At 72.3% G+C, this 16,539-nt stretch carries 18 protein-coding genes; 11 read left to right on the top strand and 7 right to left on the bottom strand.

Annotation, left to right across the window (positions count from 1 at the left end):
* Positions 1–10: 10 nt before the first annotated feature.
* Together CRM89_RS07475 and CRM89_RS07470 are read right to left on the bottom strand one after the other, a co-directional pair.
* The gene (locus CRM89_RS07475) at positions 11–1,369 is read right to left on the bottom strand and encodes a M20/M25/M40 family metallo-hydrolase (RefSeq protein ID WP_076573437.1); all 1,359 of its coding nucleotides are present in this window, start codon (positions 1,367–1,369) and stop codon (positions 11–13) included.
* Positions 1,370–1,463: 94 nt separating this feature from the next.
* Positions 1,464–1,787 (bottom strand): hypothetical protein, encoded by a 324-nt coding sequence (locus CRM89_RS07470; protein ID WP_011209441.1) that lies wholly within the window; start codon positions 1,785–1,787, stop codon positions 1,464–1,466.
* Between the two features lie 166 nt (positions 1,788–1,953).
* Here CRM89_RS07470 and CRM89_RS07465 point away from each other — a divergent pair, with 166 nt between their 5' ends.
* Positions 1,954–2,577 (top strand): LysE family translocator, encoded by a 624-nt coding sequence (locus tag CRM89_RS07465; protein WP_086840274.1) that lies wholly within the window; start codon positions 1,954–1,956, stop codon positions 2,575–2,577.
* A gap of 30 nt (positions 2,578–2,607) precedes the next feature.
* On the opposite strand, the gene ligA is transcribed toward CRM89_RS07465, so the two are convergent.
* Entirely contained in the window at positions 2,608–4,599 is a 1,992-nt protein-coding gene (gene ligA, locus CRM89_RS07460) for an NAD-dependent DNA ligase LigA (RefSeq protein ID WP_098083580.1), read from the bottom strand.
* 95 nt (positions 4,600–4,694) lie between these two features.
* Entirely contained in the window at positions 4,695–5,312 is a 618-nt protein-coding gene (locus CRM89_RS07455; protein WP_098083579.1) for a bifunctional 2-polyprenyl-6-hydroxyphenol methylase/3-demethylubiquinol 3-O-methyltransferase UbiG, read from the bottom strand.
* 72 nt (positions 5,313–5,384) lie between these two features.
* On the opposite strand from CRM89_RS07455, the gene CRM89_RS07450 reads away from it, so the two are divergent.
* From CRM89_RS07450 to CRM89_RS07430, 5 genes are read left to right on the top strand one after another with little or no spacing between them, the layout of a single operon-like run.
* Complete coding sequence (locus tag CRM89_RS07450; protein ID WP_098083578.1) at positions 5,385–6,386, top strand: hypothetical protein; 1,002 nt, start codon at positions 5,385–5,387, stop codon at positions 6,384–6,386.
* The gene (locus CRM89_RS07445) at positions 6,371–7,228 is read left to right on the top strand and encodes a hypothetical protein (RefSeq protein ID WP_229435017.1); all 858 of its coding nucleotides are present in this window, start codon (positions 6,371–6,373) and stop codon (positions 7,226–7,228) included. Before CRM89_RS07450 ends, CRM89_RS07445 begins: the two co-directional genes overlap by 16 nt.
* Positions 7,229–7,261: 33 nt before the next feature.
* Entirely contained in the window at positions 7,262–7,753 is a 492-nt protein-coding gene (locus tag CRM89_RS07440) for a hypothetical protein (RefSeq protein ID WP_011209435.1), read from the top strand.
* 6 nt (positions 7,754–7,759) lie between these two features.
* On the top strand, positions 7,760–9,523 hold the full coding sequence (locus CRM89_RS07435; protein WP_098083577.1) for an asparagine synthetase B: 1,764 nt from the start codon (positions 7,760–7,762) through the stop codon (positions 9,521–9,523).
* Positions 9,520–10,266 carry a hypothetical protein gene (locus CRM89_RS07430; protein WP_098083576.1) on the top strand — a complete coding sequence of 249 codons (747 nt, stop codon included), beginning with the start codon at positions 9,520–9,522 and terminating at the stop codon, positions 10,264–10,266. Before CRM89_RS07435 ends, CRM89_RS07430 begins: the two co-directional genes overlap by 4 nt.
* Here the strand turns inward: CRM89_RS07430 and CRM89_RS07425 are convergent.
* Complete coding sequence (locus CRM89_RS07425) at positions 10,256–10,744, bottom strand: hypothetical protein (RefSeq protein WP_060591064.1); 489 nt, start codon at positions 10,742–10,744, stop codon at positions 10,256–10,258. The genes CRM89_RS07430 and CRM89_RS07425 overlap by 11 nt on opposite strands.
* Positions 10,741–10,971, bottom strand: a complete 231-nt coding sequence (locus tag CRM89_RS07420) for a hypothetical protein (protein ID WP_371391960.1) — start codon at positions 10,969–10,971, stop codon at positions 10,741–10,743. The genes CRM89_RS07425 and CRM89_RS07420 overlap by 4 nt, the downstream gene beginning before the upstream one ends.
* 107 nt (positions 10,972–11,078) lie before the next feature.
* Between CRM89_RS07420 and CRM89_RS07415 the strand changes: the two genes are divergently transcribed.
* From CRM89_RS07415 to CRM89_RS07400, 4 genes are all read left to right on the top strand, one after another.
* Positions 11,079–11,507: a nitroreductase family deazaflavin-dependent oxidoreductase gene (locus tag CRM89_RS07415; RefSeq protein WP_011209430.1), complete on the top strand. Its 429-nt coding sequence runs from the start codon at positions 11,079–11,081 to the stop codon at positions 11,505–11,507.
* Between the two features lie 127 nt (positions 11,508–11,634).
* Positions 11,635–12,516, top strand: a complete 882-nt coding sequence (locus tag CRM89_RS07410) for a universal stress protein (RefSeq protein ID WP_086840264.1) — start codon at positions 11,635–11,637, stop codon at positions 12,514–12,516.
* A gap of 84 nt (positions 12,517–12,600) precedes the next feature.
* Positions 12,601–12,930: a helix-turn-helix transcriptional regulator gene (locus CRM89_RS07405; RefSeq protein ID WP_060591069.1), complete on the top strand. Its 330-nt coding sequence runs from the start codon at positions 12,601–12,603 to the stop codon at positions 12,928–12,930.
* A 106-nt stretch (positions 12,931–13,036) separates the two neighbouring features.
* Positions 13,037–14,671 (top strand): SulP family inorganic anion transporter, encoded by a 1,635-nt coding sequence (locus tag CRM89_RS07400; RefSeq protein ID WP_098083575.1) that lies wholly within the window; start codon positions 13,037–13,039, stop codon positions 14,669–14,671.
* A 16-nt stretch (positions 14,672–14,687) separates the two neighbouring features.
* Here CRM89_RS07400 and CRM89_RS07395 read toward each other — a convergent pair whose 3' ends face one another.
* Positions 14,688–15,665 carry an NAD(P)H nitroreductase gene (locus CRM89_RS07395; RefSeq protein ID WP_098083574.1) on the bottom strand — a complete coding sequence of 326 codons (978 nt, stop codon included), beginning with the start codon at positions 15,663–15,665 and terminating at the stop codon, positions 14,688–14,690.
* A 180-nt stretch (positions 15,666–15,845) separates the two neighbouring features.
* Between CRM89_RS07395 and CRM89_RS07390 the strand changes: the two genes are divergently transcribed.
* The gene (locus CRM89_RS07390) at positions 15,846–16,493 is read left to right on the top strand and encodes a response regulator transcription factor (RefSeq protein ID WP_060591075.1); all 648 of its coding nucleotides are present in this window, start codon (positions 15,846–15,848) and stop codon (positions 16,491–16,493) included.
* Positions 16,494–16,539 lie beyond the last annotated feature (46 nt).

The raw sequence follows: 16,539 nt of genomic DNA, 5'->3' as shown, positions 1-16,539 counted from the left end.
CTCTTGCGGTTCAGCTGTGCAACAAGAAGTGTTCCAGCACCCGGGTGCCGAATTCGAGCGCGTCCACCGGCACCCGCTCGTCCACCCCGTGGAACAGGGCGCTGAAATCCAGGTCCGGCGGCAGCCGCAGCGGCGCGAAACCGAAGCAGCGAATACCCAGGCGCGCGAACGCCTTGGCATCGGTGCCGCCGGAGAGCATGTAGGGCACCGTGCGCCCCTCCGGATCGTGGGCCAGGATCGCCTCGTTCATCGCATCGACGAGGTGCCCGTCGAAGGTCGTCTCGTAGGAGTCGAGCTTGGTGATCCACTCCCGTTCGACATCCGGTCCGATCAGCTCGTCGACCTCCCGCTCGAAGGCCGCCTGCCGGCCCGGCACCACCCGGCAGTCGACCACCGCCTCGGCGGTCTGCGGGATCACGTTGGCCTTGTAACCGGCCTGCAGCATGGTCGGGTTGGCGGTGTCGCGCAGCGTGGCGCCGATGATGCGCGAGATCGTGCCGAGTTTGGCCAGCTGGCCTTCGATGTCGGGACCGGTCGGATCGAACGGCAACCCGGTCTCCTCGGCCACCACCGCCAGGAACTGCGCCACCGAATCCGACAGCACCAGCGGGAAGGTGTGCGTGCCCAGCCGCGCCACCGCCTGGGCCAGGATGGTCACCGCGTTGTCCTCGTGCAGGAACGAGCCGTGCCCGGCGCGCGCCTTGGCGCGCAACCGCATCCAGCCCAGCCCCTTCTCCGCGGTCTCCACCAGATACAGGCGCCGCTCACCGCCGTCGCGGCGCGGCACCGTCAGCGAGAACCCGCCGACCTCGCCGACGGCCTCGGTGACCCCGGCGAACAGGTCCGGCCGGTTGTCGACCAGCCACTGCGAACCCCAGCGCCCGCCGTTCTCCTCGTCGGCCAGGAACGCGAACACGATGTCGCGCGGCGGCACCGTGCCCTCGGCCTTGAACTGGCGCGCCACCGCCAGCATCATCCCGACCATGTCTTTCATGTCGATCGCGCCGCGACCCCACACATAACCGTCGCGCACCGCCCCCGAGAACGGGTGCACACTCCAGTCCGAGGCCTGGGCGGGCACCACGTCGAGGTGACCGTGCATCATCAGCGCGCCGCGGCCGGGATCGGCGCCGGGCAGCCGGGCGAAGATGTTGCCGCGGCCCGGCGCGCCCGACTCGACGTATTCGGTGGTGTAGCCGACCTCGCGCAGCTTCTCCCCCACCCACTCGGCACACTCCTGCTCGCCCTTGGTGGTGGCCAGATCGCCGGTGTTGGAGGTGTCGAAACGGATCAGCCTGCTGACCAGCTCCACCACCTCGGCGACGGCGCGCGAGTTGTTCGGACCGGTTACTTCGCCAGTTGCGGACACGCTCCTTTCCTACCACTTCCCTCCTGCCCGGGGCGGCGGTGGCGATCGGCGCGAGTCGAATGCCAAGCCGCCCAACCCAACCGGCGCATCCGGTTCAGCGGCGCTCGGGCAACCGCACCGCGTCCCAGGGCACCCAGTGCCGCAACGTGGTCTCGGTGAGCTTGTTGCGGGTGCGGTAGTCGACGGCCACCTCGGCATACCAGGCCACGTAATGGCCCAGATGCAGGCGCACCCACCCGAACTGGGTGGCGGGCACCCACGGTTCCTGGAACCGCGGGTCCAGGCTGTTCGACGAGACCCCCAAGCTCGGCCGCTGCCTGCCGGGCCGCTCCGGCAGCAACCACACCCGCTTGGGATCCACCAGCACCGGCCGTGGCCGCGCCAGTCGCCGGATCGCCGAGACACCGTCCTCGCTCATCGTCGATCACCCGGTCCCGGCGCGTGCCCGCCCACCGGCCGCACGACCCGCAACACACCCGCAATCGAACACATGTTCCCATCATGGCACGCCGACGGACCGGTCGGAATCCCCGCCCCGCATCGACGGGGTTGCGGATCCGGCCGGCCCCGTTACGCTGCGGGCGATGAGCATCGAGTTCGTGCTGACCACGCTCGTCGTGGTCGCCACCCCCGGCACCGGGGCGCTGTTCACCCTCGCCACCGCACTGTCCCGGGGCGCCCGCGCGGGCCTCGTCGCGGCACTGGGCTGCACCCTGGGCATCGTGCCGCACCTGCTCGCCGCCATCACCGGCCTGGCCGCTCTGCTGCACACCAGCGCGCTCGCCTTCCAGACCGTGAAGTACCTCGGGGTCGCCTACCTGCTGTACATGGCGTGGAGCGTCGTCCGCGACACCGGCTCGCCGGCGCTGCCCACCGGCGAGCCCGCAACCGGCACCCCTCGCTCCGCGGCGCGCGTGGTCGGCGCGGCGGTACTGCTGAACCTGCTCAACCCCAAGCTCACCGTCTTCTTCGTCGCGTTCCTCCCGCAGTTCGTGCCCGCGGGCACACCGCGGGCCTCGCTGCGCATGCTCGAACTCGGCGCGGTCTTCATGCTCGCCACGTTCGTGGTGTTCGCCGCCTACGGCATCTGCGCGGCCACCCTGCGCGGGCGTGTCCTGCACCGCCCGGCCGTCCTCGCCTGGACCCGCCGCACCTTCGCCGTGTCCTTCCTCGCCATGGCCGGCCGCCTCGCCGTCCAGGACCGCTGACCGCGGCGCCCCCGCGGTCAGCGGCTCGAATCAGACGAGTTTCGCCTCGATCAGCTGGGCCCAGATGGTGGCCTGGTCGACGATCTCGACGCCGAGCTTCTCGGCCTTGGCCAGTTTCGATTCGCCGACGCCCGCGCCGGTGATCAGCAGATCGGTGTTGGCCGACACCGACGACGCCGACGTGGCCCCGGCCTTCTCGCAGAGCCGCTGGAACGTGGGGCGGGCGACCTTCTCGCCGGAGCGGGGGTCGCTGATGGCGCCGGTGACGACGACGGTCTTGCCCGCCAGCGGCGCGCCCGCGGCGACCACCGGCGGCAGGTCCTCCTCGCGGACGTCGAGGGAGACTCCACGCTCGCGCAGGCGCTCGAGTTCGGGACGCAGCCGGGTCAGGTGCTCGACGAGGGAGGCGGCGACCTTGGGGCCGATGTCCTCGACCGCGACCAGCCGCTCCTCGCCCGCGTCGGCGACCTCCTCCAGCGACGCGAAACCGGCCCGGGCCAGGCGCGCGGCGGTGCCCTCGGAGGCCATCGGGATGGCGAGCCCGATGAGCGCGCGACGCAACCCGACATCGCGGCTGCGGTCGATGGATTCGATCATCCGGGTCGCCGAGACCTCCCCGATCCGGTCGAACTCGAGCAGCCGTTCCTTGGTCAGGGTGTAGAAGTCGGAAGGGTTCTCCAGGACGCCCGCCTCGGCGAGGCGTTCGATCCACACCCCGCCGATGGCGTCGATGTCGGCGGCCGCGCGGGAGGCCCAGTGGATCAGCCTGCGCACCGTCTGCGCCGGGCAGGAAGCGTTGGTGCAGAACAGTTCCCGGCTGTTGCCCTGCTCGGTGACCGGCTGCCCGCACGACGGGCACTCGGTGGGCGGCACGATCTCGACCTCCGCGCCGGTGCGTTTCGAGGCGTCGAGCACCCCGGCCACGAACGGGATGACGTCACCGGCGCGGCGCACCAGCACCGTGTCGCCGACCTTGATGTCGCGGGCGCGGATGACCTGCTGGTTGGCCAGCGTCGCCTTGGTGACCGTGGTGCCGCCGACGAACACCGGCTCGAGCCGGGCGACCGGGACGATCTTGCCGGTCTTGCCGACATCCCAGGTGACCGCCTCGAGGACGGTGGTCTTCTCCTCGGCGGCGAACTTGAACGCCAGCGCGCCACGCGGGGAGTTGGATCGGGTGCCCGCGGCGGCGTAGGCGTCCCGGTCGGCCAGCCGCAGCACCGCGCCGTCGATGTCGTAGTCCAGGTCGTTGCGGCCCCGCTCGATGTCGGTGATCGCCGCTTGCGCCTGCTCGGCGTCGGCGCACACCCGCATCGCCGCGCCCGCGATGCCCAGGGCCCGCAGCCCCTCGCCCAGGTCGGCGGCGGCACCACCCTCGGCGGTGTCCAGGTCGAAGCCGAAGAACCGGAGCCGGCGCTCGGCGACGGTGGCCGGGTCCTTCGCGCGCAGCGTGCCCGCCGCGGCATTGCGCGGGTTGATCAGCGGCTTGTCCGGGTGCGCGGCGTTGTAGGCCAGGAAGGTGGAGCGCAACATGACCGCCTCGCCGCGCACCTCGACCCGGCCCGGCACGTCGATCCGCTCCGGCACGCCGTCGACCAACGCCCGCACCAACGTCGTCACGTCGTCGCCGGTGGTGCCGTCGCCGCGGGTGACCGCGCGCACCAGCCTGCCGTCCTCGTAGACCAGCGCCAGCGACAGCCCGTCCAGCTTGGGCATGACCACGACCGGCTGACCGGGGAAGCGCTCGAAGAACGCCGCGACCTGTTCGGGGGTGGTCGCCTTCTCCAGCGACAACATCGGCCGCGAGTGCCGCACCGGGGCGTGCAGCACGGCGGGCGCGCCGACCTGGTCGAGCGGATTCGGGTCCGGGGCGAGCTCGGGGTGCGCGGCGATCAGCGCGCGCAGCTCGTCCTCGATCGCGTCGTACTCGGCGTCGGCGACAAGCGGCGCGCCCTCGTAGTAGGCCGTCCGCAACTCCACGATGCGATCGGCGAGCTCCCGGATCCGTTCCCCAGCGTCCACGAACCCAGACGGTACCCACCGCCACCGACAGCCGAGGGAGGTCGCCCCGGACACGCGGGCCCGCCGTGCCTCCGGCCGGGAGCGCGGCCCGGCGATCAGGCGGCCGGCTTGCGCCAGCGCAGGGAGTATCGCCAGTACAGGTGCCGCCGGTACCGCACGCCCGGCAGCAGGGCCCGGGCTGTGTCGCGGATCTCGGCGTAGGTGTGCGGCGGCGGCCAGACGATCGGCGAGGGATGCTCCCAATGGTGGTGCCCGGCCAGCCGGTGGTAGGTGAACGCGAGCACGGCCAGCGCCTCCACCGGCAGGTCGTGCGGCCACCGGGGACGGGCGAGGCCGACGATCGCCAGGGTGCCGCCGGGTTTCAGCAGCCGCGCCATCGTGGTGAGCGCGGCGCCCGGGTCCAGGTGGTGCAGGGTGGCGACGGAGACGATCGCGTCGAAGGAGGCGGGCTCGAACGGGTGGGTGAGGACGTCGGCGCACACGTAGTGCGGGCCGTCCGCGCCGGACTGCGCCCGCGCCAACGCGATGCTCTCGGCGTGGGTGTCGATGCCGACGATCGCGCGATCGTCACGGCGCAGCCTGCGGCACAGCATGCCCTCCCCGCAGCCGACATCGAGAATGCGCCCGGCGTGCGGAGCCACCGCCTCGACGAGCACGTCGTGATAGTGGATGTTGGTGTTCCAGCGGTCGGTATCCGGCGGCAGCTGCGTCACTCGCGCGATGCTACGTGCGCCGCGCGCGGCGATACCACTCGCGCGCGGGGCGCGAATCGGCGACCATGAGGCGTGATCTGCCCGCACTGCGCCAGGAACCTGCTGTACAAGGAACGCTCGGGTCGACGCTGCTCGAAATGCGCGCGCGAGTTCGCGCTGGAGCCGAAGTTAAGCCCGTTCCGCCTGCACGACCTGCGGATTCGGCGGCTGGCCGACAAGCTCGGCGACGGCCGCGGGCTGCGCTACACCCCCACCCAGCTGTGGTACGCGCTGGCCCGCAAGGACCTGCCCGGCATCCGGCGCGTCTACCACGCGTGGGTGGCCGTGACCGCGGTCGTGATCGTGGTGGCCGCGTTCGTCTCGATGGTCAGCGGGCTGGTGCCGGTCCTTGTCGCCCTGCCCGCGGCGGTGGGGCTGCTGGTCGCGGTGAATCTGGTGCTGCTGCTGGTGCGCCCGCTGCTCGTGCGGATGACCACCGTGCAGGTTCCGGTGCGGTACAGCACCTTCCGGTCCGAGGTGCTCGAGCCCTGGCGGAGGATCTACCGCGACCTGCCGCCCGGCATGGTGGACGAGGATCTCGCGCTGCCCGCGGTGGAGTGGCCGCGGCTGGCGCTGCTGTGCCCGGACCGCGGCGTGCTCGCCTGCCTGGCCGCCAACGACGCGCACCGGGCGTGGGGCATGGCGTTGTGCGAGCGCGTCGAGCAGCTGCCGCCCGCGGTCCCGGTGCTGCTGCTGCACGACGCGGGCGCGCCGGGTGTGGAGTTCGCCGCCCGCGTGCGGGCGGTGCTCGGGTCCCGCGTCGTGCCGATCGGGTTGTCCACCAGGGCGGCACGGACGGCGCGTTCGGCGGTGCGGCTGCGGGAACGCCCGCTGCGCAGCGCGGTGTTGCCGCCCGAGCTGCCCGCCGACGACCGGGAGTGGCTGCTCGACGGATGGTGGTCGCCGGTGGCCGCGCTGCCGCCCGCCCGGCTGCTCGGCCTGGTCCAGCGCGGCGTGGAACGGGTCGAGGAGGCGGCCGACCCGGACCGGCGCAGCGCCCGCGCGGTAGGTTTCCTCACGTGGCCGACCAGTTGACCCCGCGGGTGCTCGACCGGCTGCTGCCGCTCGCGGCCCGCCGCGCGAGCGCCCCCGGCGGTCTCCGCGTCACCGAGGGGCAGCTTCAGCACGAGCTGTGCCGCCTGCTCGTCCCCGCGCACCGGCTGCCGCGCCGTGCCGCGTTCACCCTGCCGATCCCGGTGCCCGAGGACGCATTCCGCGCCGCGCTCGCCCGCCACCGCGAGCTGCCCGGTCTGCTGGCCCCCGCCGCGCCCCGCACGACCCCGCCCGGACAGCACACCGGCGAACCCGACCTGTTCGACTACGGCCTGCCCCGGCTGCTGGTCTGCGAATCCCAGGCGATCGCGGCGATGATGCGCGCCAACGGGTTACCGATGGAATCGGCCTGCCCGGTGGTGAGCGCCGCCGAACTGCCCCTGCACCCGGGTGTGGTCGCCATGCTCGCCCGCGTCCGCGGCACCGTGTACGTGCTGCACGGGGCGAGCGCGGCCGGACTCCGATTCCCGGCGCGGGTCCGCGAACTCGCCGGACTGGCCGCCGAGGTGCGGGTCGTGCCGCTGGGGTTGCGGCCACGGCAGGCGATGGGGCTGCACCTGTTCCACCGGCACGACCATGACGATCTCGCACTGGACCGGGCCGCTCGCCCGGATCTTCGTGCCGCGCCCGGACTCTCCCACCTCGACCCGCGCGAACGCGACTGGCTGCGCCGCGGTCGCGCCGTCGACCTCGACGCCGTCCGCCCCGCGGCCCTGCTGCGCACCGTGCACCGGCTGGTGCGCGAGGTCCGTCCGCCCCGCACGCCGCTGGTCGATCTGCGCCGTGCCCGCGACGCGGGCTTCCTCACCTGGCCCGTCGCATGACCGGCGCCCCGCCCGCCTCGAAAGGAGCCCGCCGTGCCCGAGTACCGGCAGCTCGCCTACACCGATGAACTGCTCGCCGACGGCACCGTGCACCGCCGCTACGCCGACGGCAGGCAGGAATGGCGCAGCCGCGGCCCCGACGGCACGGTCGGCTGGCGCGACGACCGCGGCCATTCCGGCACCGACGAACCGTTGGGCAGCAAGCTCGTCAAGCGGGTGCACCGCGGCGGGACCGTCGTCTACGGCCGCGAATCCGGCTACGGGCGCACGCTGTGGAGCGACGGCGTGCTCACGGTGAACCGTTCCTCCTTCGGTGGGCGGCTCGGCGGCATCCTGGCCGCGGTCGCGGGCGGTGCGCTGCTCGGCGCGTTGATCATGCCGCCGACCTCGCTGACGCCCGAGGAAGAAGAGGAGCTGCGCGCCCAGGCCGCCCAGACCGGCACCGGCGGTGGTGACGCTGACGGTGGTGACGGCGGCTACGACGACTGGGACGACGGCTATGGCGACGACGACGATTTCGGGTGAGTGCGAATGTCTCGATGGTGTGCCTTCCTGACCGAGGACGACCCGGCCGCGCACGTGCGCGCCGTCGCCGCGGAACCGATCACCGCCGGGCCGATCACCGCTGGATCGATCACCGCAGCGGGCCCACATGGGTTCGGGCTGCTCGACGGGCCCGGCGTCGCGGCGGGACCGTTCACCGCCGGTGCGCTGACCGCCGTCGGTGAGGTGACCCTGTTCAACGCCGACCGGCTGCGCGCCCGCCTCGGCGCCGACGCACCGCCACCGGGCCGCCCCGACGGCGAGGTGCTGCTGCACAGCTACGCCCGCTTCGGCCTGGACGGCATCGCCGCCGCCGAGGGCATGTTCGCCCTCGCCGTCGCCGACGGCCCCGACCTGGTGCTGCTGCGCGATCAGCTCGGCGCCCGCACCCTCTTCCACGCCCGCGCCCGCGCGGGCTGGGCCGCGTCCACCTCGCTGCGCGCACTGCGCCGCTGGCCTGCCCTGCGCACGGGCCTGCACCTGCCCGCCGTGCGGTCCTTCCTCACCTTCGCCTACCTGCCCGGCCGCGAAACCCTGCTGCGCGACGTGCACGAGGTGCTGCCCGGCCGCTGCCTGCGTCTGCACCCCGACGGCACCAGCACCGAACACACCTACTGGGAGCCGCGCGAGCACATCGACGAGCGTCCCGCGAGCGAACACGCGCTGCGGTTGCGTGCCCTGCTCGAGGACGCCGTCACCCGGCGGCTGCCCGCAGGCGAACCGGTCGGCGTGCTGCTCTCCGGCGGCATCGACAGCAGCCTGGTCACCGCCCTTGCCGCGAAACTGCACGACCAGGCGGTGCACACGTACTCGATCAGTTTCGGCGCCGACGCCCCCGACGAGCTCGGCTACTCCGGCCTGGTCGCCACGCACTGCCACACCCGCCACCGGGTGCTCACCGTCCCCGGGCAGACCGTCGCCGCCCGCCTGGCCGACACGGTCGGCCTGCTCGACAGCCCCGTCGGCGACCCGCTCACCGTCCCGAACCTGATGCTGGCCGAAGCCGTGGCCGCCGACGGTATCCGGGTGGCGCTCAACGGCGAAGGCGGCGACCCGGTGTTCGGCGGGCCCAAGAACCTGCCGATGCTGATCTTCGAGCTCACCCGCGACGACCCCGCCGAGGACGCCCGCGCCCACGCCTACCTCGACAGCTACCGCAAGTGCTACGCCGACCTGCCCACCCTGCTCACCCGCGACGCGCTCGCCGCACTGGCCGACGCGCCCGGACCGGTCGAGCACGTCGCCCCCTACCTGCGGCCCGGCGCGATGACCAGCCTGCTCAACCAGCTGCTGCACACCAACCTGCGCACCAAGGGCGCCCACCACATCCTCACCAAGGTCGAACGCCTCACCGCCGCCAGCGGTATCGAGGGCCGCGCGCCCCTGTTCGACCGTGCCGTGGTGGACCACGCCTTCGCCGTCCCTCCGACGATGAAACTCGCGGGCACCAGCGAGAAATGGATCCTCAAACAGGCGGTGCGCGACCTGCTGCCCGCCACCATCGTCGACCGGCCCAAGAGCGGCATGCGGGTGCCGGTGCAGCAGTGGCTGGACGGCCCGCTGCGCGAGCTGGCCCACGACCTGCTGCTGGGCCGCGCCGCCCGCGAGCGCGGCCTGTTCCGCGCCGACACCATCCGCGCCTGGCTGCGCGGCGAGGGCGCCCTGCTGCCCCGGCAGGGCGGCAAACTGTGGCTGGTGCTCTCGCTGCAACTCTGGCTGCGTTCGTTCGACCTCGAGGAGTCCGTCCGGTGACCGAGCCACGCATCAAACACCACGCCGACGACGAGAACGAGATCCACGACCTGGCGAGCTTCCAGGACGCGGGCCGCAACGTCGTCACCCCGGTCGCGCAACTGGCACCCGAGGTCGCCGACGCCGTCGTCGGCGCCTTCGCCCAGATCGTGCGCGCCGCCAAGGCCAGCCCCGCCGCCACCACCCCCGACCGCGACGGCATCGTGCGCTCGCAGGTGTTCGAGGAGGGCGATGTCTACATGGTCGAGACGCCGTTCGACGGCTTCTTCGCCGACCGCTACCTGATGGACTTCTACGACGCGGCCGAACGCGGCATCTGTTCGCGCATGCACCTGCACACCGGGCTGCGGTTCGTGCGAATGATGACCGGCACCGACACCCACATCCGGGTCGGCAGCCTGTCACCGTTCGTCGTCACCGACATCGCCGGGGTCACCCCGTTCCGGCCCGAGCAGTTCACCGACGCGCTGCCCGACACCCCGCCCGGGGTGGAACGCACCCGCTACAACCTGATCGTGCCGCCCTGCTCGTTCGTCGACATGCAGATCCCGCGCGGGGTCAGCCACCAGTTCAACGCCGTCGGCCCGCACGCGGTGATCGATTCGGTGCATCCGGAGGAATCCATCGAGATCTTCCGGGAACGTATGTCCGGCTACCGGATGATGGCGCAGACGGTGTTCCTGGCACCCGAGCTGCCCGACGCGGCCACCTGCACCGACCTGGAGCGCCCGGTCAGCCGGTGACCACGATCTGCGGCGCGCTCTCCTTCAGTTTCGCGTTGGCCCACCGCATCTGGCGTAACGTCTGCGGATGACAGCGCTGGGTCAGCGCCAGCAGGTCGCTGTCACGCATCGCCTGCGCCGCCTGTGCCAGCAGCTCCCAGTCCACCGACACCCCCGCGGCCAGCACGTGGATGCGGCGCAGGTCCCGCAACAACAGCAGCGCGGGCGTGTGGTGGCGGCCGAGCAGTTCGCTGCCCTTCTGGCGCACCGCCGCTCGCAGCGCGGAGTCGTGCTCGGGTTCGGGGTCCAGGTCCAGCCCGAACCGTCGTCCCGTGACCGCCAGCGCCCGCACGTGCTGATGCGACCACCGGGCCAGGTCACCCGCCAGGTGGTGCACCTCGTGGTCGGTCTGCTGTCGGTCGGCGACCCGCAGCAGTTCCGTGCCGAGCTCGTTCTCCGCGCGATGCACCTCGGTGATCACCACTCCGACGTTGTTCACGCCTGCGCCTCCGTCGTCTCGTGCGCGGTGCCCGCCGGGCCGCCGACGGTGTCGGGGACCGCCGGGCTCGACGGAGCCGAGGCGGTGTTGGTCGGTGCCGCCGCCGGGACGCCGTCGGCGAGCGCGATCCGTTCCAGCCGGGCCGCGCCGGATTTGAACAGCGGCTGCTTGGACGCGGGATCCCAGTCGGCGTCGGGGTTGAGCGCGCGGTACTCGGTCGGCTCCACCGATACGGCTGGTCACCGCGTGTCGGCGCGGCGGCGGTCGCGATGCGGGTCAGGATGCGAGAGCCTGGCCGACGAGTGCCGTGCGGCGACGACGAAGGAGACACATCATGAGCGATGGCAAGGACTGGAACACCAGCATCATCGAGGAGTTCCGCGCCAACGAGGGCCGCGTCGGCGGCCAGTTCGCGGGTGCGCCGATGCTGCTGCTGCACCATCGCGGCCGCAAGAGCGGCCGGGAGATGGTGGCCCCGCTGATGTATCAGGCCGACGAGAACGACCCCGACACCGTCTACGTCTTCGCCAGCAAGGCGGGCGCCCCCGTCGACCCCGAGTGGTACCACAACCTCCGCGCCGCCGGACGCGCCGAAATCGAACGCGGCACCGACCGTTACGCCGTCACCGTCGAGGTGGTCACCGGCGCCGAGCGGGACCGCATCTACGCCGAACAGGCGCGCCGCTACCCGGGTTTCGCCGACTACGAGCGCCAGACCGCCGGCATCCGCACCATCCCGGTGGTCGCCCTGCGCCGCGCCTGATCCGCCGCGATCCCCGGCAACGTGGGCCTTTCGGCCCCTCCGCCGGGGACCTCGGACCAGCGTGCCCGACGATGCGCCGTTCCTAGCCTGAGAGCACCCGCACGCACACCGGTAAGGACACGCTCTGATGGCCGCACATCCCCTCGTCGTCGGCGTCGACGACTCCGCCGCCAGCGATCTCGCCGTCCGCTGGGCCGCCGAGACCGCCGCGGCCCGGGGCAGGCCGCTGCGGCTCGTGCACGCCCTCGACCTGGCCGCCACCCGCGCGGTGTTCGGGCCCTACGCCCTGCTCGTCCCGTCGGTCACCGCCGAGTTCCGCCAGCAGGGCGTCGAATACCTGGCCGCCGCAGCGCAATTGGCCACCGAGACCGCGCCCGGCTGCGCCGTCGACACCGAACTGGTGGAGGGCTCGGCCGCCGAGGTCCTCATCGACCGCTCCGACTTCGCGGCCATGACCGTGCTGGGCACCGGCAACGCGGGCGCCCTCGGCTACCTGGGCTCCACCCTGTCGGCGGTGGTCGCCCACGGGCACGGCCCGATCACCGTCGTACGCGCGAGCGGCAACGACACCAGCATCCGCCGCTGCGGGCCGGTCGTCGTCGGCGTCGACGGCAGCGCGCACAACCGCGCCGCCGTCGAACTCGCCTTCGCCGAGGCCGCCGAGCGGCGGGCCACCCTCGTCGCCGTGCACTGCTGGAGCGACCTGCGGTTCGAACAGTTGACCGGTCTGCCCGACACCATCGCCGACCGCGAGATCGAGACCACCTCCCACGAACTGCTCGCCGACGCACTCGACGGCTGGGCCGACAAATACCCGCAGGTGCGCGTCACCCGCAAGGTCTACCTGTCCGGCCCGCGCCACCACCTGCGCGAATGGTCCAAGCCCGCGCAGCTGCTCGTGGTCGGCAGCCGCGGACGCGGCGGCTTCGGAAGCCTGCTGCTCGGCTCCGTCGGCAACGCCCTGGTCCAGCAGGCGCACTGCCCGGTGATGGTCGTGCACACCCCCTGACTGCCTGCCTGTTCTGCTGATTGCTAAACTTTGCAACCAGCCAGGCCATGCCCTGGCCGACACGAGCGCGAGGGCGGTGAGGCAATGCCGGGATTCCAGCGGCCGCTGTACCAGATGAAGGCCGACTTCTTCAAAACACTCGGTCATCCCGTGCGCATCCGGGTCCTGGAACTGCTCAGCGAGCGGGAGCACGCGGTCTCGGAGATGTTGGAGGAAGTCGGCGTCGAACCGGCCAACCTCTCCCAGCAACTGTCGGTGCTGCGCCGCGCCGGCCTGGTCACCGCCCGGCGCGAGGGACTCTCGGTGACCTACCAGCTCACCTCGCCGGAGGTTGCCCACCTACTGGCCACCGCGCGCGTGATCCTCACCGGCGTGCTCAGCGGCCAGGTCGAAGCCCTGGAGGAATCGGTGTAACGCACCTCGAACCGTTCGCTGCCGCCCGTCACGCTCATTGTTTTCCAATTTTCGAAACTAGACATCCAGGATTCCTCATGCTTCGCCTACCCCGGGACCGCACCCGATGAGCCCCCGAACCCTGTTGCCCACCCGCGCGGACTGGCTACCCGGTCTGCGCGCGCCGGCCGCCGACCTCACCGCCGGCGTGATCGTCGCACTGGTCGCCCTGCCGCTGGCGCTCGGCTTCGGCATCAGCTCGGGACTCGGAGCCGGCGCGGGCCTGGCCACCGCCGTGGTTGCCGGCGCCGTCGCGGCGATCTTCGGGGGATCGCGATTCCAGGTGTCCGGCCCGACCGGGGCCATGACCGTGGTGCTGGTACCGATCGCGCACGAGCACGGCGCGAGCGGTGTACTCACCGTCGGCCTCCTCGCGGGCCTGATGCTGGTCGTGCTCGCCTTCGCCGGTGTCGGCCGGGCTGTCCGCTACATGCCCGCTCCGGTGCTCGAAGGGTTCACCGCGGGAATCGCCGTCGTCATCGCGCTACAGCAGGTGCCTGCGGCCCTCGGGATCGAGGACGCCACCGGTGACAAGGTGTGGACGGTGGCCGTCGACGCCGTGCTGCACTACCTGGGCAATCCCGGCGTGATCGCGCCCGCGACCGCGGCGCTGGTCGCCGGTGCCGTGCTGCTCGGTGGACGACGGATGCCGAAACTGCCGGTGGCGCTGGCCGCGGTCGTCGCGGCGACCGTACTCGCCGGTTTGTTCGACCTCGACCTGACCCGCATCGGCGCCATCCCCTCCGGTCTGCCCGCGCCCGGACTCGACTTCGTGCACCCCGGCCGGCTCGGCGCGCTGATCGTGCCCGCGCTCGCGGTCGCCGCGCTGGCCGCCCTCGAATCGTTGCTCTCGGCCACCGCGGCCGACTCGATGGCCGTCGGCACCCGTCACGACCCGGACCGCGAGCTGTTCGGGCAGGGCCTGGCCAACATCGCCGCACCGCTGTTCGGCGGCGTGCCCGCCACCGGCGCCATCGCCCGCACCGCCGTCAACGTGCGCGCCGGTGCCCGCACTCGGCTGGCGGCGCTCACCCACGCGGCCGTCCTCGCGGGCATCGTCTTCTGCGCGGCGCCGCTGGTGTCCCACATCCCGTTGGCCGCACTCGCCGGGGTGCTGCTGGCCACCACCATCCGGATGGTGGAAACCGCGGCCATCGTTGCCATCGCCCGCGCCGCCAAGGGCGATGCGTTGATCATGGCCGTCACCTTCGCCGTCACTGTCGCCCTGGACCTGGTGACCGCCGTCGCCGCCGGAATCGGTATCGCGATGCTCCTCGCCCTACGCGCGGTCGCGAAAGAGGCGCGGCTGGAACAAGTCCCGCTGGACGAGGACAGCAGGGCGATCCTCGCCGAGGAACACGCCCTGCTGCGCGACCACATCGTCGCCTACCGGATAGACGGCCCGCTCTTCTTCGCCGCCGCCCACCGATTCCTGCTCGAACTCGTCGAGGTCGCCGACGTGCGGGTTGTCGTCCTGCGGATGTCGCGGGTCACCGCGCTCGACACCACCGGCGCGCTGGTACTGGCCGACGCGATCGGCAAACTCGAGCACCACGGCATCCTCGTGCTGGTCTCAGGGGTGCGCGCCGACCATCGCCCCCTGCTGGACACGCTCGGCGCGCTGCCCGCGGACGACCGCGTCTTCGACCACACCCCCGACGCCATTGCCTACGCCCGCACTCGCCTCACGGCCACGTCCTGAACGCCGCAGCCGCGCGTCAACCCTCACCGGGGACGAGCATCTCGGACACCGCACGGCGCGGGGTACGCGGCAACGCCTCGGCCCCCTCCGGTGCCCAGCCGATTCGTAGCACGACCTGCGGATGCGCGGTGCCGTTGAGCACACCGCGGCGGATCATGGCACGGTGGTCGCGAATCCCGAGCGGCTCGGTGAGCGGGCAGGTCGCCAGGCCGATATTGGTGGCTGTGAGCAGCACCGCGCTCAGCGCCTCACCGACTCGCAGCCGCGCCAGGCGATCGTCGGCCGGGGTGGCGATCACCAGCAGCTCGGCGTGATCGCCGGCGCGGGCCGGATCCACCAGCGTGGGCGCGGAGAACACCCGCGCGGGCAACACGTCGCTCTCGCGCGGTGGCGGGGCGTTGCGGGCGGGCACACCGTCGTCACTGCCATGTCTGCCCGACCACAGCGCCAACTCGAAGCGGTAGTCGTCGTCCTCGGCATGCACCCGCGCGGCGGCACGCGCGGCCTCGACCAATCGGGCCCGCGCGCCGTCGTCGACGACGCGCACCATCGCGCCCAGCGCGGCCGCGCGTTCGGCGAGCAGTCCGAAACAGCCGGGCGGCAACGGCAACGGCGCATAGTGTCGCCGGTCGGTGCGCCGCTTCGGAATCATCGCGCTCATCGCGATGTCCTGACCCGTTGCCCGGTGCGCCACCAACCGAATCGCGGCCAGATGATCAGGATCCGCCGGGTCCGGCAGCCGCGTCACCACACTCGCCCACCCCATCGCCGTGAACGCCACCGTCAGGTGGTGCAGCGCGGCACCGCAACTGATCACCACATCGCGGCGGTCCGGGTCGGTGCGGGGCAGCGTACGGGCCGGGTCCAGATACAGGTGCACGCTGTGCCGGTCGATCCGCCACCGCCACGGCTGCACGTTGTGCACCGAGGGTGCGCGACCGGCCAGCGCGAGTGCCGTCGCGACCGTGCTGTCGTCGGGCAGTCCGCGGTGCATGTGTCCGTCCTTCGTCGTGGTCTGCCTCACGGTCGCACCCGCGCGCGGGCAGCGGTCAGGGTCGGAGGACCCTCACCGGGGGGACTTCGGTTGGCGATCCGGGCGCCGCCCGCCCGAGAAGCAGCGCCGCGGGCACGCCGCTGCGTAGTCTGAGGTCAGCGACAGAAAGGGGAAGGGCCGATGGTCAGGGTGTTTCTGGTCGACGATCACGCCATCGTGCGGCGCGGCGTCGCCGATCTCATCGACGCCGAAGCCGACATGGAGGTCGTCGGCGAGGCCGCCGACGCCGCGCAGGCCCTGGCCCGCATCCCCGCCCTCGATCCCGACGTGGCCGTGCTCGACGTGCGCCTGCCCGACGGCAACGGCATCGAACTGTGCCGTGAACTGCTCTCCCGGGACGGGAAGCTGCGCTGCCTGATCCTCACCTCGTTCACCGACGAGCAGGCGATGCTGGACGCCATCCTCGCCGGCGCCAGCGGCTACGTGGTCAAGGACATCGGCACCACCGATCTCGTCGACGCCGTCCGTGCGATCGGGGCGGGCAAATCGCTGCTCGACAACCGCGCCGCGGCCGCGTTGATGGCCAAGCTGCGCGCCGAGGCCGAGGCCGACAGCGGTCCGCTGGCCGCCCTCACCGAGCAGGAACGCACCCTGCTCGCCCTGCTCGGAGAAGGCCTGACCAACCGGCAGATCGCCGCGCGGATGTTCCTGGCGGAGAAGACCGTCAAGAACTACGTGTCCCGACTGCTCACCAAACTCGGGGTGGAGCGGCGCACCCAGGCCGCGGTCCTGGCCGCCAAACTCGAACAACCCAGGCGCACGGACTGATTCGACCGGCGATCCGGCTGGGAGTGCACCGCGTGCCGCGGACACC

This window comes from Nocardia sp. FDAARGOS_372, assembly GCF_002554515.1.
Taxonomy (GTDB): domain Bacteria; phylum Actinomycetota; class Actinomycetes; order Mycobacteriales; family Mycobacteriaceae; genus Nocardia; species Nocardia farcinica.
The sequence above is the reverse complement of the archived record's forward strand: the minus strand, read 5'-3'. Positions and strand labels throughout refer to the sequence as shown.